Genomic DNA, 12,886 nt, shown 5'->3' with positions numbered 1-12,886 from the left:
GGAGGTCGGAGACAACCGATGGCCGAGTACACGCTCCCGGATCTGCCGTACGACTACGGCGCACTCGCTCCGCACATCGCGCCGGAGATCATGGAACTGCACCACTCCAAGCACCACAACACCTACGTCCAGGGCCTCAACGGCACCATCGACAAGCTCGCCGAGGCCCGGGAGAAGAACGACTTCGGCGCCATCGTCGGCCTGGAGAAGACCCTCGCGTTCAACCTCGGCGGGCACGTCAACCACTCCGCCTTCTGGAAGAACCTCTCCCCGGACGGCGGCGACAAGCCCACCGGGGACCTCGCCTCCGCGATCGACAACGACTTCGGGTCGTTCGACGCGTTCCAGGCGCACTTCACCGCCGCCGCCACCACCATCCAGGGCTCCGGCTGGGCCATCCTGGGCTTCGACCAGCTCGGGCAGAAGCTGCTGATCCACCAGCTCTACGACCAGCAGTCCCAGCTCCCCGCCGGGCAGACCCCGATCGTGCTGCTCGACATGTGGGAGCACGCGTTCTACCTGCAGTACAAGAACGTGAAGCCGGACTACGTCAAGGCCTGGTGGAACGTCGTCAACTGGGCGGACGCCGCCGAGCGCTTCGCCGCCGCGAAGGGCTGACACCGCCTGCGCCCACGCCCCGCCCGGACCGTTCCGGGCGGGGCGCGCGTGTGTCCGGGGCCTAGCGGTGCGCGTCCGGCCCCGTCACCCCGGTCACGCGCAGCAGCAGGTGCATCGCCAGGTCGACCGACCGTTCCCGGACGTCGGCCCGACCGCCGGGCAGCTGCGGGTCGCGGGCGATCACCTGGCCGTCGGCCGTCGTGACGCAGAAGCAGACGTAGCCGACGGGCTTGGCCTCCGTCCCGCCCCCGGGCCCGGCGACACCGGTGATGCCGACGCCGACGTCGGCCCCGAACCGTGCGCGGGCGCCGTCGGCCAGCGCCCGGGCCACCTCCGGCGACACCGCACCGTGCTCGGCGACCAGCGCCGCCGGCACGTCCAGCAGGGCCGTCTTCGCCGCGTCGGAGTAGGCGACCACGCCCCCGGCGACGTAGGCCGACGAGCCGGACCGGTCGACCAGCCGCCCGGCCAGCAGTCCGCCGGTGCAGGACTCGCCGGTCGCGACCGTCCAGCCCCGGCCTGCCAGCGCATCGGCGACGAGCTCGTCGGTGGTGCTGCCGTCGTCGCTGATCAGCTTCCGGCGGTGCCGGTCGACGATCCGCTCCGCGAGGTCCCGGGCGACCGGCTCCGCGCCGGGCAGCGGGTGCAGGTCCACCTCGAGCTCGGAGCGGCGCAGGCAGGTCGTGATCTCGACCCGGGACAGGTCGAGATCGGTGCCGATCACCCGCAGCGTCTCGGCGATCTCGGACTCCGGCAGCCCGGCGAACCGGAGCAGGGTCGGCTCCGCGTGCGGGGTCCGGGCGAGCAGCGCCGCGACCGGCTCCGCGGCGAGCGCCGCGGGCCACATCCCGGTCAGCTCGCGCGGCGGCCCCGGCAGGACGACGACGAGCGGCCCGCCCTCGCGGGACACCGCCAGGCCCGGCGCGGTCCCGACCGGCTCCAGCACACTGCCCCCGCGCGGCACCCGCGCCTGCTTGGCGGTCGCGGCGTCCAGCGCCGGGCCGTCCCAGCCCGCGCGCGCCGCCCAGCCCGCGACCCGCGCGTGGATCCGCTCCTGCAGCGCGGTGTCGACCTCCATCGGCGCGCCGGCGAACTCGGCGACGACGTCCGCGGTCAGGTCGTCGGCGGTCGGGCCGAGCCCACCGGAGGTGACGACGAGATCGTCGCCGGCCACGAACTCCAGCGCGGTGCGCAGGTCCTCGGGGCGGTCACCGACCAGCAGCACCCGGCGCACAGCGAAGCCGAGGTCGCCGAGCGAGCGCGCCACGAACGGACCGTTGGCGTCGGCGACGTGGCCGGTCAGCAGCTCGCTGCCGGTGACCAGCACGGACGCGGTGGGGCGGGACTCACTCATGATCCGAACCTACCCGCGCGCGTGGCGGGGCACCCGGTTCCACCCGGCGGCGGTGGTCGAACCGGGCAGAACACCCGGGACAACCCCGAACCGGACACGGTGCTCACCCGATCGTGGTCAGCGCGACCGTGATCGACGCTGGTGGGGACACCGGGCCCGACCGCATGCACGTGTGGTCACCCGTTCGTGTCGACCCGTCCCGTCGGACACGCCGACGACGGAGCCGACACAGCGTGTCCCCGCTCGAAGCAGCGCGCTCGTCGCGGCGTCGGACGGTCGCCCGGGGCGGCCGATCCGGTCTCACGTCGACCCTCACGAGATCGTGGCCTGCGTCGACACGAAGCACTGACACCGGTACCGGTGAACCGGTCACCGTCGAGCACGCAGCGTAGCCGGACCCCGGCCGACGGGCGCTCTCAGTGTGGTCTCAGGGCGCGTGCACGAGACTGTCCGACATGTCAGGGAAGTCTGCGACGCCCGACGCCGTGACCTGGGTCGGCGAACTCGACCGCCTCGCGCCGCTGCGCGACCTGCGGGTCGGCCCCGGGTTCCACGCCGCCCGTCTGCTGGTCACCGTCGGTGGCACACCGCAGGGGCAGGTGACCGTGCCGCTGCGGAACGGGCACGCCACCATCGCGGAGCTCAACGCCGCCCTGATCACGCTCAGCCCGCCCGAGGCGGTCGTGCCGGCGCCGGTCGGGTCCGACCCGGTCACCGTGGTCGTCGCGACCCGCAACCGCCCCGAGTCCCTGGCCCGCTGCCTGCGCGCCGTGCTCGCCTCCGACCACCCCGCCCTCTCGGTCGTCGTCGTCGACAACGACCCCGACGACGAACGCACCCAGCAGGCCGTCACCGCCACCGGCTCACCCCGGGTCCGCTACGTCCGCGAACCCCGCCGCGGCGCCTCGGTCGGACGCAACCGCGGCCTCGCCGAGGCCCGCACCGACCTGGTCGCCTTCACCGACGACGACACCGAGGTCGACCCCGCCTGGGCCTCCCGCATCGCCGGCGCCTTCGCCGCCGACCCCGACCTGGCCTGCGTGTCGGGCCCCGTCCTCGCCGCCCGCCTGGGCAGCCCCGAGGAACGCGCCGCCGACACCGCCCTGGCCTGGAACAAGGGCTTCACCGCCCGCCGCTTCTCCCTGGCCGCACCCCCGCCGGACTCCCCGATCTTCCCGTTCGCCCCCGGCCTGCTCGGCATCGGCGCCAACCTCGCCGTGCGCGCCACCGCCGCCCGCTCGGTCGGCGGCTTCGACGAGGCCATGGGCCCGGGCACCCCCACCCACGGCGGCGAGGACGGCGAGTTCCTGGTCCGCATGATCCTGGCCGGGCACGTCCTGGGCTACCTGCCCGGCGCCTACCTGTGGCACCACCACCGCCCCGACCAGGAGGCCCTGCGCAAGCAGATGGAGGGTTACGCGGTCGGCCTGGGCAGCTTCCTGGCCAAGGTCGCACTGTCCCCGCAGGGCCGCTCCGCGGCCCTGCGCCGGCTGCCCGCCGCCGTCGCCCGGCTGCGCCACATCTCCGCCCGCGAGGCCGGTGCCGGCGACGCGATGCCGGCCGACGCCGACCAGACCCGCACCCGCGGCATGCTCAACGGGCCGCGGGCCTACCTGCAGTCCCGGCGGGCGGTGCGCCGCGCCGGCGGTGCGGTCCCGCCCCTGATGGGGTTCGTCGGACCGGCCGTCGTGCCGGGGCACCGGACCGTCACCGCATCCGGCGCGTTCCCGGCGGCCGGGCAGCAGCCGGCGGAGGACGGCGAGCGCGCCGGCACCGACCCGGTCGTCCCGGCCTGACCGCGGGCGTCACACCCGCGGGCCGCCGCCGGTCCGCAGGCGGCCCGTCACGCGCCGGTCGCGGCCTGCCGGGCCGGGCCCGGCCCCAGCACCTCCGGTGCGGACGCCGCCGCCACCAGCCGGCCGTACGGGTCGGCCACGAGCCGCCGGGTCGCGACGTCCAGCACACCCATCGTGCACTCCGCCTCCGCGGCGAGCTCGCGGCCGTCGCCGGTCTCGCGCACCAGCCGGTGACGCATCGTGAACGGCTTCCGCTCGGTGAACCCGATCTCCGAGTCGATCTCCACCTGCTCGCCGACGCGGAGCTCGGCCCGGAAGTGCACGGTCGTCGACAGGAGGACGACCGTGATCCCGGCGGCGTCCAGCGCCGGCTGGGACAACCCGGCCGCCCGCAGGTGTTCCATCCGGGCGTGCTCGGCGTACTGGTGGTACACCGCGTGGTTGACGTGCCCGTTCACGTCCATCTCGTAGCTACGGACACCGATCCGGACCGTGAACCGCCCGGGCTGCACTGCGCTCATGGACGCCACCCTGGCATCTCCCCCGACCGTCCGTGGGCGACCGCCGGGCCGGTGCCGCGGAACGTTTGTGCGACCCGCGACCGCGGTCGTAGGGTGGGACGTCCTCCTGACTAGGCTGGAGCGGGAGCAGCACGGGCGGCCCGTCAAGCAACGGCGGCCGGTCGTCACTCACGGTGAAGCTCCCGGGATTCCGGGAGCCGAGCCACCGGCGACGACTGTCGAGGGAGCACGAGACACATGAGCAGTGAGACGCCCACCGGGGTGGGGGACGACCAGGACCCCGACGTCGGCGAGGTCGTCCGCTTCGAGGTGGTCGAGCACGGGGACGGCGCCGTCGTCGTCCACGTCCACGGCGAGATCGACACGATGACCGCTCCGGTCGTGCGGCAACGCCTGGCCGGGCAGATCCCGGCCGCGAGCCTGCTGGTGGTCGACCTGACCCGGGTGACCTTCCTGGGATCGGCCGGGCTGGCCGCACTCGTCGAGGCCAAGGAGAAGGCGGAGGGCGACGGCAGCAGGCTGCGCCTGGTGTGCGGGTCGCACGCGGTGACCCGCGCCCTCGAGGCGACGAACCTGCTGTCCCTGTTCGACGTCGCCGACGGTGTGCCGGAGGCACTCCGCACGGCCTGAGACCTGGAGGCGTATGGGCGCCTGGTGGCCCCCGCGGTCTTCAACACCGACGTGGCCGAGTACCTCGGCCAGGCGGGTTCGATTCCCGTCCGCCTCCGCAGAACCGCAGTATCGACGATGAGCATCCTCCCCGCGCCCGGCACCGCACCGACCGGCGTTCCGGCCACGGCCGGTGCGGTCCGGGCCGGCGAGCGCACCGCGGCCGAGTACGCGTGTGCCCTGCTGGACCGGGCGGGGGGTGCCGCCGGGCTGCTCGCCGTCGACGCCGAGTCGCTGCGTGCGGCGGCCGCCGCGCTGGACCGGCGCACCGACCGGTTCGCGCTGCCGCTCGCGGGCGTGCTCGTCGCCGTCGAGGAGGGCATCTCGACGACCGGGCGCGGCGACGAACCGGTACGGCGGCTGCGCGGTGCGGGAGCGCTGGTCGCGGGCCGTGCGCGCACCGCCGAGTTCGGGATCGGCCCGGACGGGTCCCCCGGCGGCCGGGCCACCGCGGCCGCCGTCGCGACGGGCACCGTCCCCCTCGGCATCGGGGTGGACGGCGACGGCGCGCTGCGCGCCGCCGCGGCCGCGCACGGCCTGGCCGCGCTGAAGCCCGGGCGCCGCGTGCTCCCGCTGCCCCCCGGCGCGGACCGGCGGTGGGCGGGACTGGCCGAGACGACCGTCGTCGCCGCCGGACCGGCCGACCTCCGGGCGGCGCTGGACGTGCTGGCCGCCCCCGCACGCCGCGCCCCGGCCGTGACGGGCGGTCTCCCCGGCGCCACGGCCCTCGGCCCGGCTCCCGCTCCGGCGGCCGCCCCCGCGGCGGACGGCGGGGAACCGGTCGGCTCGCTGGCCTGCTCGCTGCGCACCGGCCGGACCCGGCTCGCCGACCCGGCCGCGGCGGCCGCCGTGCACGCCGCGATCCGGGTGCTGGGCACCACCGCCGTGCGGCTGCTCGCCGCGGACCCGCCGTACCGCGCGGTCCTGCCGGTGCACGGCGCGCGCCGCAGGCACGCCGGGCTGGCCCGCCGGGTGGAGGACCTCGATCTCGATCCGGCCGGGCTCCCCCGCACGGCGCGCAGCGCGCTGCGCCGGGGACGCCGGGTGCGGCGGCTCGGCGGGCTCCGCCCGGCCACCCCCGCGTCCTGGCGGCAGCGGCTGGTCGGCTGGCTCGACGACGCCGGCGCCGAGGCCGGGCTGCTGCCCGTGACCTCGGGCCCCACCGGGGCCGGGACGACCGGGCTGGCCGCGTGGAACCTCGCGGGACTGCCGTCGCTGGTCGCGCCGGTGCCCACCGCGGGCGGGCCGGCCTGCGTGCAGCTGGTCGGACGGCCCGGGTCGGAGCGGAGGCTGCTGGCCACCGCGGAGCTGCTCGGCGGTTCCTGACGGGTGTCAGGCGGGCGGTTCCCACCGTCCGGTCGCGACGAACGTCTCCAGGGCCGCGGTGTGCGGGGCGAGGTCGAGGCCCTGCGCGGCGACCCAGCCGTCGTCGTAGTAGCTGTGCCGGTAGCGCTCGCCGCCGTCGCAGATCAGCGTGACGACGCTGCCGGAGCGACCGCTGCGGAGCATCTCGGCGACCAGCTGGTAGACCGCCCAGAGGTTGGTGCCGGTCGAGCCGCCGACCCAGCGGCCGGTGCGGTCCCGCAGGTGCCGGGCGGCGGCGACGCTGGCGGCGTCGGGCACCGGGAACATCCGGTCGATCACCGACGGCACGAAGCTCGGCTCCATCCGGGGCCTGCCGATCCCCTCGATCCGCGACGCCACCCCGGTCTCGTGGGCCGGGTCGCCCGCCAGCCAGCCGGGCAGGAACGCCGAGCCCTCCGGATCGACGACCGCGAGCCGGGTGGGCAGCCGCCGGTAGCGCAGGTAGCGGCCGATCGTCGCGGACGTCCCGCCGGTGCCGGCACCGACGACGATCCACTCCGGGACCGGGTGCTGCTCCTCGGCGAGCTGGGCCAGGATCGACTCGGCGATGTTGTTGTTGCCCCGCCAGTCGGTGGCCCGCTCGGCGTAGGTGAACTGGTCGAGGTAGTGGCCGCCGGACTCGGCGGCGAGCCGCTCGGCCTCGGCGTAGACCTGGCCGCCGTGCTCCACGAAGTGGCAACGGCCGCCCTCGCGCTCGATGAGCGCGACCTTCTCCGGGCTCGTCGACCGCGGCATCACCGCGACGAACGGCAGCCCCAGCAGCCGCGCGAAGTACGCCTCGGAGACCGCCGTCGACCCGGAGCTGGCCTCGACGACCGTCGTCCCCTCGGTGATCCAGCCCGACGCCAGCCCGTACAGGAACAGGGACCGGGCCAGCCGGTGCTTGAGGCTCCCGGTGGGGTGCACCGACTCGTCCTTGAGGTACACGTGCACGCCCCACTCGGCGGGCAGGTCGAGCACGTGCAGGTGCGTGTCGGCGGAGCGGTTCGCGTCGGCCTGGACCCGGCGCATCGCCTCGTCGGTCCAGGCTCGGGTGCGGGCACAGCTGCGGTCGACGGGCTCCACCCGTCCGACCCTAGACGTGGACCAGACCGGTCCCCGCGGTGACGGACCCGATCACTGCGGCCGGGTGCCCCCGCTCGCGCAGCCACCGGACGGCCGTGCCCGCGGCGCCGGGCGCGGCGCCGAACAGCAGCCCGCCGGAGGTCTGGGCGTCGGAGAGCAGCAGCACCTCGTCGTCGGACGCGGACGTGCGCACGATCCGGTCGTCCACCCACTGCCGGTTGCGCAGCGTTCCGCCGGGGACGACGCCGCCGGCGACGAGCTCCCGGACGCCATCGAGCAGCGGCACGGCGCCCGCGTCGACGCGGGCGTCCACACCGGAGGCGACGGTCATCTTCGTGAGGTGACCGAGCAGGCCGTAGCCGGTGACGTCGGTGCAGCCGGTCGCACCCGCGTCCCGGGCCGCCCGCGCGGCGTCGGCGTTCGGGGTGGTCATCGCGGCGACGGCGGCCCCGACCGCGGCCGGGACACCGCGCTTCACGGCGGTGGTGACGACGCCGATCCCGAGCGGCTTGGTCAGGACCAGCTCGTCGCCGGGGCGCAGGCCCGCGTTGGTCAGTACCCGGTCCGGGTGGACCTCCCCGACGACGGCGAGGCCGTACTTCGGTTCCGGGTCGTCGATCGTGTGCCCGCCGACGACGGCGAACCCACAGTCCCGGCCGACGCCTGCGCCGCCCTCGAGCACCTCGGCGAGCACGTCCGGGCCGAGGTCCTCCGACGGCCAGCACACCAGGTTCAGCGCGAACAGCGGGGTGCCGCCCATCGCGTAGACGTCCGACACGGCGTTGGTCGCGGCGATCGCCCCCCAGGTGCGCGCGTCGTCGACGATCGGGGTGAAGAAGTCGGTGGTCGCGACCAGCGCACGGTCCGGCGACAGCCGCCAGACGGCCGCGTCGTCCCCGGTGTCCGTCCCCACCAGCAGGTCCGGGTGCGACGGCGGGGTCACCCCGGCGAGCACCTCGGCCAGCTGTCCCGGGCCGAGCTTGCACCCGCAGCCCGCGCCGTGGCTGTACTCGGTGAGCCGGCGCGTGGTCGCACGGTCGGATATGCGTTCCCCCCTCGGAAACGACCTGGTCACCTCGGGAACGCTACCCGCCCCCGGGAGTTACCGTCGGGAGCGCGCCGTCGGTCGCCGCGCCGGATCCGTCCGCCGAACGGGGGCTGTCCGGGCACGGTCCGGCGAACGACACTGACCCACCGTGAGCGCGGGGCACGAGAACGACCCGGCCGGACAGGCCGGCGATGCTCCGCACCGGAGCACGACAGGAGGACGAGCGGCGACGTGGTCGACAACGACGGAGTGGCCGAGGACGTCCGCGACGACGAGACGACCCGCGCCGGGGACACCGCCCCCGATCTCCCCCGGCGCAGCCCGTCCCCGTCGCGGGGCGGGGACGGCGCCCGGGCGGAGGTGACCGGCGGCGAGCAGGCCCCCGAGGACCCCGGCACCCGGCTCGCCGACGCGGAGCGCGCCCGTGTCCGGGCCGAGGCCGCCCGGGACGAGGCCGTCCGCCGGGCCGACGCACTCGCCGCCGCGCTGGACGAGGCCCGGGCCCGGCCGGCCGAGACGTTCGGGATCCGCGCCGACAAGGTGCTCCGGATGGCCGACCACGAGGCGGCGCAGCGGCGCCGAGCCGCCGAGCAGGAAGCGGGCGAGCTGCGCCGGCAGGCGCTCGCCGAGGCTGCCCGGATCACGGCGGCGGCGCACGCCGAGGCCGAGCGGACGACCGCGGCGGCCCGGGCGGAGGCCGAGCGGCTCGCGGTGGACGCCGCCGGTGAGCACGAGCGGCAGCGGGCGGCCGGGGTCGCGGCCCGCCGGAACTCCGAGCTGGTCGCCGACACCGCGGCGTCGATGCACGCGCACGTCTCCGAGCTGCGGAGCTCGGTGCGCGACGAGATCGCGCGGCTGCACTCGCTGCTCGGCGCGGAGCTGGGCAGGCTCGACGGGCCGGCGCGTCCGTCGCCCGGGCGTTCCCGCGACACCGACCCGCCGCCCGCGGTCCCCCCGGCCCGCGCGCCGGGCGGAGGTGGTGCGCACACCCTGCGGGAGCCGGCCCCCGCCGAACCCGCCACCGCCGAGCCCGCGATCTCCGAGCCCGCGACCGGGGACCTTCCCGCGGTGTCCCTGCCCGAGCAGCGGGCGGCGGACAGCGCGCCCGTCGCCGGTGCGGAGGACGGCCCCGAGGACGGCCCTGAGGACGGCTCCGCCGCGGAGGGCACCCCGCGGGCCGGGGACGCCGAGCCCGCCCGGACGTCCGGGGACACCGGCCCCGGCTGAGCGCTACCGTGCGGCGATGACCACCGCGCGCCACGCCGCGGCGGACCCGCGCCGCCGGATCCCGCGGACCGACGCCGTCCTCGCCGCACCGGAGCTCGCCGGCGCGATCGACCGGCTCGGCCGCGCCCGGGTCAAGCGCGCCGTCGCCGCGGCCCAGCAGCGCGCCCGCGACGGCGGGATCGACCCGTCGGACGTCACCACGGACGCGCTGGCCGCGCTCCCGGCGGCGGCGACCGCGATCCGTCCGGTGCTCAACGCCAGCGGCGTCCTGCTGCACACCAACCTCGGCCGGGCCCCGCTCTCCGGTGCCGCCGTCGCCGCGCTCGGTGCCGCCGCCGGAACCTGTGACGTCGAGCTGGACCTCGCGACCGGCAGGCGCGGCACCCGCGGAGCCGGGGCCGTCGCGGCACTGCGCGACGCGGTCCCCGGCGCGGGCGCCGCGTGGATCGCCAACAACGGCGCCGCCGCGCTCGCGCTGGTCTGCGCGGCCCTCGCCGGGACCGGCCGGGAGATCGTCGTGTCCCGGGGGCAGCTCGTCGAGATCGGCGACGGGTTCCGCATCCCGGAGCTCATCGAGTCGACCGGCGCCCGGCTCCGCCCGGTCGGCACCACGAACCGCACCCACCTGCGCGACTACGCCGACGCGATCGGCCAGGACACGGCGTTCCTGCTGGTGGTGCACCCGTCGAACTTCGTCGTCAGCGGCTTCGTCTCCACGGTGGGCATCGGCGAGCTGGCCGGGCTCGGGCCCCCGGTCGTCGCCGACATCGGCTCCGGACTGCTCACCCCGCACCCGCTGCTGCCGGACGAGCCGGACGCGGCTGGGACCCTCGCCGACGGCGCCGACCTCGTGACGGCGTCCGGCGACAAGCTGCTCGGCGGGCCGCAGGCCGGCCTGCTGCTCGGCGGCGGGGAACGCGGGACGGCACTGGTCGAGACCGTCCGCCGGTTCCCGCTGGCCCGCGCGATGCGGGTCGACAAGCTGACCCTCGCCGCGCTGGAGGCCTCGGTCGCCGGGCCGCCGACCCCCGTCCGGGAGTTCCTCGACGCCGATCCGGCCGCACTGCGCGGCCGGGCGGACGCGCTCGTCGCCGCGCTCGCCGCGGACGGTGTCGACGCCACCGCCGTCGACACCGTGGCCGGGGTCGGTGGCGGCGGGGCCCCCGGGGTGGAGCTGGCCAGCGCCGGGATCGCGCTCCCCGCCCGCTACGCCGCGGCGTTGCGCGCCGGGGACCCGCCGGTGCTCGGCCGGGTCGCCGACGACCGCTGTCTGCTCGACCTGCGGGCGCTGCCGCCGGCGGCCGACGCCGTCCTGGCCCGCGCGGTGCGGGAGGTCCGGTAGGTGCACGTCCTCTGCACCGCCGGGCACGTCGACCACGGCAAGTCGACGCTGGTCCGCGCGCTCACCGGGATGGAGCCCGACCGCTACGCCGAGGAACGGCGACGCGGGATGACGATCGACCTCGGCTTCGCCTGGACCACGCTGACCGGGAAGGACGGGCCGGCCACCGTGGCGTTCGTCGACGTCCCGGGACACGAACGGTTCGTGACCACCATGCTCGCCGGTGCCGGTCCGGTCCCGGCCGCACTGTTCGTCGTCGCCGCCGACGAGGGCTGGATGCCGCAGTCCGGGGAGCACGCCGACGCACTCGCCGCCGCCGGGATCACCCGCGGGCTGCTCGTCGTGACCCGGACCGACCTGCTCGACCCCGAGCTGGCCCTCGACGACGCCCGCGCCGGGCTCGCCGCCCGCGGGCTCGGCGGGTGGCCCGCCGTCGCCGTCTCCGCGGCCACCGGGGACGGCCTCGACACCCTGCGCGCGGCCATCGTCGAGCTGGTCGCGGCGCTGCCCCCGGCCGACCCGGACGGCGCCGCGCGGCTCTGGGTGGACCGGGCCTTCACCGTCCGCGGGTCGGGCACCGTCGTCACCGGGACGCTCGGCAGCGGCACCGTGCGCACCGGCGACGAGCTGGAGCTCGACGGCGCCGACGGCCGGCACGTCGTGACCGTGCGGGCGGTGCAGGAGCTCGGTGCCCCGGTCGACGCCGCCGGTGCGGTGGCCCGGGTCGCGCTCAACCTGCGCGGGGTCCCGCGGGACCGGGTGCGGCGCGGGGACGTCCTGCTCGCCCGCGGCGCGTGGCCGGTCACCACCGAGGCCGACGTCCGGCTGCACGGCGTCGGCGGGCCGCCGCCGGAGCTCACCTCCCCGACGGGGCTGACCCTGCACGCCGGCTCGGCCGCCGTCCCGGTCCGGGTGCGGCCGCTCGGCGACGACGTCGTCCGGATCCGCCCGGAGCACCCGCTGCCGCTGCGGATCGGCGACCGCGCGGTGCTGCGCGATCCCGGGGCGCACCGGATCGTGGCGGGGGTGACCGTCCTGGACCCGGCGCCGCCCCCGCTGCGCCGCCGCGGCGCCGCGCGGCGCCGGGCGGGTGAGCTGGCGGCGGCGACCGGCGTCCCGGACGCCGCGGCGGAGCTGGCCCGGCGCGGCGCCGTACCGGCGGCCGACCTCGTGCGGTGGGGCGTGCCGGGCGACGCCGTCGCCGCGCTGGGCACCCGGGTACCGGGAGCGGCCGGCTGGTTGCTCGATCCGGCCGCGGCCGACGCGGCCGTCACCGCGCTGGAGCGGGCCGTGGCCGCGCACGACGCGTCGGACCCGCTCGACCCGGGGCTGCCGCTCGCAGCGGCCCGGCGGGAGGCCGGGCTGCCCGACGCCGGGCTGGTGGAGGCCGCGCTGGCCCGGGCCGCGGAACCCCGTCTGGTGGTGCGCGACGGCCGCGTCCGCCCGGCCGCCGACGCGGGCCCGCCAGAGCACGTCCTCGCGGCCGCGGCGGCGCTGCGGGCGGACCTCGTCGCGCGCCCGTTCACCGCGCCGGAGGCGGACCGCCTGGCCGGGCTGAGCCTGGGGCAGCGCGAGCTCGCCGCGCTGGAGCGGGCCGGGGAGCTGCTGCGGCTGACCCCCGACGTGGTGCTGCTGCCCGACGCCCCGGAGCGCGCACTGGAGGTGCTCCGCGGGCTCGGCGAGGAGTTCACCGCGAGCACCGCACGGCAGGCGCTGGGGACCAGCAGACGAGTCGTCGTCCCGCTGCTGGAACTGCTGGGGCGCACCGGACGGACCGTCCGGACCCCGTCGGGTGGGCACCGCCTCCGCTGACACCGGACGCCGGGGACCGCAGTCCCCGGCTCCGAGTGGCGGCGGCGCAGCACCGTGCCTACCGTCGGC

Annotated in this window: 11 protein-coding genes and 1 tRNA gene; 8 read left to right on the top strand and 4 right to left on the bottom strand. The window is 77.2% G+C overall.

The window, feature by feature from the left end; translation table 11 throughout:
• Positions 1 to 18: 18 nt before the first annotated feature.
• Positions 19 to 618, top strand: a complete 600-nt coding sequence (locus Ae150APs1_RS21930; RefSeq protein ID WP_075299999.1) for a superoxide dismutase — start codon at positions 19 to 21, stop codon at positions 616 to 618.
• 61 nt (positions 619 to 679) lie between these two features.
• Here the strand turns inward: Ae150APs1_RS21930 and Ae150APs1_RS21925 are convergent, their stop codons facing one another.
• On the bottom strand, positions 680 to 1,972 hold the full coding sequence (locus Ae150APs1_RS21925) for a competence/damage-inducible protein A (protein ID WP_060573619.1): 1,293 nt from the start codon (positions 1,970 to 1,972) through the stop codon (positions 680 to 682).
• 455 nt (positions 1,973 to 2,427) lie between these two features.
• Here Ae150APs1_RS21925 and Ae150APs1_RS21920 point away from each other — a divergent pair, with 455 nt between their 5' ends.
• On the top strand, positions 2,428 to 3,768 hold the full coding sequence (locus tag Ae150APs1_RS21920) for a glycosyltransferase family 2 protein (protein ID WP_083680287.1): 1,341 nt from the start codon (positions 2,428 to 2,430) through the stop codon (positions 3,766 to 3,768).
• A gap of 47 nt (positions 3,769 to 3,815) precedes the next feature.
• Here the strand turns inward: Ae150APs1_RS21920 and Ae150APs1_RS21915 are convergent, their stop codons facing one another.
• Positions 3,816 to 4,289, bottom strand: coding sequence for an acyl-CoA thioesterase (locus Ae150APs1_RS21915; RefSeq protein ID WP_075299995.1), 474 nt, complete (start codon positions 4,287 to 4,289; stop codon positions 3,816 to 3,818).
• A gap of 237 nt (positions 4,290 to 4,526) precedes the next feature.
• On the opposite strand from Ae150APs1_RS21915, the gene Ae150APs1_RS21910 reads away from it, so the two are divergent.
• The 3 genes from Ae150APs1_RS21910 to Ae150APs1_RS21900 all read left to right on the top strand — a co-directional run bounded on the left by Ae150APs1_RS21910 (position 4,527) and on the right by Ae150APs1_RS21900 (position 6,284).
• Positions 4,527 to 4,919 carry an STAS domain-containing protein gene (locus Ae150APs1_RS21910; protein WP_139317007.1) on the top strand — a complete coding sequence of 131 codons (393 nt, stop codon included), beginning with the start codon at positions 4,527 to 4,529 and terminating at the stop codon, positions 4,917 to 4,919.
• 5 nt (positions 4,920 to 4,924) lie between these two features.
• Positions 4,925 to 5,019 (top strand) — tRNA-Sec (locus Ae150APs1_RS21905).
• A 17-nt stretch (positions 5,020 to 5,036) separates the two neighbouring features.
• Entirely contained in the window at positions 5,037 to 6,284 is a 1,248-nt protein-coding gene (locus tag Ae150APs1_RS21900; protein WP_060573628.1) for an amidase family protein, read from the top strand.
• Positions 6,285 to 6,290: 6 nt separating this feature from the next.
• Here Ae150APs1_RS21900 and Ae150APs1_RS21895 read toward each other — a convergent pair whose 3' ends face one another.
• Positions 6,291 to 7,334 carry a PLP-dependent cysteine synthase family protein gene (locus Ae150APs1_RS21895; RefSeq protein ID WP_212567323.1) on the bottom strand — a complete coding sequence of 348 codons (1,044 nt, stop codon included), beginning with the start codon at positions 7,332 to 7,334 and terminating at the stop codon, positions 6,291 to 6,293.
• Positions 7,335 to 7,398: 64 nt separating this feature from the next.
• Complete coding sequence (selD, locus tag Ae150APs1_RS21890) at positions 7,399 to 8,463, bottom strand: selenide, water dikinase SelD (RefSeq protein ID WP_249266429.1); 1,065 nt, start codon at positions 8,461 to 8,463, stop codon at positions 7,399 to 7,401.
• Positions 8,464 to 8,667: 204 nt separating this feature from the next.
• Here selD and Ae150APs1_RS21885 point away from each other — a divergent pair, with 204 nt between their 5' ends.
• The 3 genes from Ae150APs1_RS21885 to Ae150APs1_RS21875 are packed head-to-tail and all read left to right on the top strand — an operon-like array spanning position 8,668 to position 12,817.
• Positions 8,668 to 9,663: a hypothetical protein gene (locus Ae150APs1_RS21885; RefSeq protein ID WP_075299991.1), complete on the top strand. Its 996-nt coding sequence runs from the start codon at positions 8,668 to 8,670 to the stop codon at positions 9,661 to 9,663.
• Between the two features lie 16 nt (positions 9,664 to 9,679).
• Positions 9,680 to 11,005 carry an L-seryl-tRNA(Sec) selenium transferase gene (gene selA / locus Ae150APs1_RS21880; RefSeq protein WP_075299989.1) on the top strand — a complete coding sequence of 442 codons (1,326 nt, stop codon included), beginning with the start codon at positions 9,680 to 9,682 and terminating at the stop codon, positions 11,003 to 11,005.
• Positions 11,006 to 12,817, top strand: a complete 1,812-nt coding sequence (locus Ae150APs1_RS21875; RefSeq protein WP_075299987.1) for a selenocysteine-specific translation elongation factor — start codon at positions 11,006 to 11,008, stop codon at positions 12,815 to 12,817.
• The last annotated feature ends 69 nt before the right edge of the window (positions 12,818 to 12,886 follow it).

Origin of the sequence: Pseudonocardia sp. Ae150A_Ps1, assembly GCF_001932315.1 — a bacterium.
Classification (GTDB): Bacteria; Actinomycetota; Actinomycetes; order Mycobacteriales; family Pseudonocardiaceae; genus Pseudonocardia.
This window is presented reverse-complemented; position numbering and strand designations above follow the sequence as displayed.

Excerpts from the sequence above, each read along its gene's own strand:
- Ae150APs1_RS21930 (WP_075299999.1), top strand. The coding sequence starts at position 19 with ATGGCCGAGTACACGCTCCCGGATCTGCCGTACGACTACGGCGCACTC.
- Ae150APs1_RS21925 (WP_060573619.1), bottom strand. The coding sequence starts at position 1,972 with ATGAGTGAGTCCCGCCCCACCGCGTCCGTGCTGGTCACCGGCAGCGAG.
- Ae150APs1_RS21920 (WP_083680287.1), top strand. The coding sequence starts at position 2,428 with ATGTCAGGGAAGTCTGCGACGCCCGACGCCGTGACCTGGGTCGGCGAA.
- Ae150APs1_RS21915 (WP_075299995.1), bottom strand. The coding sequence starts at position 4,289 with ATGAGCGCAGTGCAGCCCGGGCGGTTCACGGTCCGGATCGGTGTCCGT.
- Ae150APs1_RS21910 (WP_139317007.1), top strand. The coding sequence starts at position 4,527 with ATGAGCAGTGAGACGCCCACCGGGGTGGGGGACGACCAGGACCCCGAC.
- Ae150APs1_RS21900 (WP_060573628.1), top strand. The coding sequence starts at position 5,037 with ATGAGCATCCTCCCCGCGCCCGGCACCGCACCGACCGGCGTTCCGGCC.
- Ae150APs1_RS21895 (WP_212567323.1), bottom strand. The coding sequence starts at position 7,334 with ATGCGCCGGGTCCAGGCCGACGCGAACCGCTCCGCCGACACGCACCTG.
- selA (WP_075299989.1), top strand. The coding sequence starts at position 9,680 with ATGACCACCGCGCGCCACGCCGCGGCGGACCCGCGCCGCCGGATCCCG.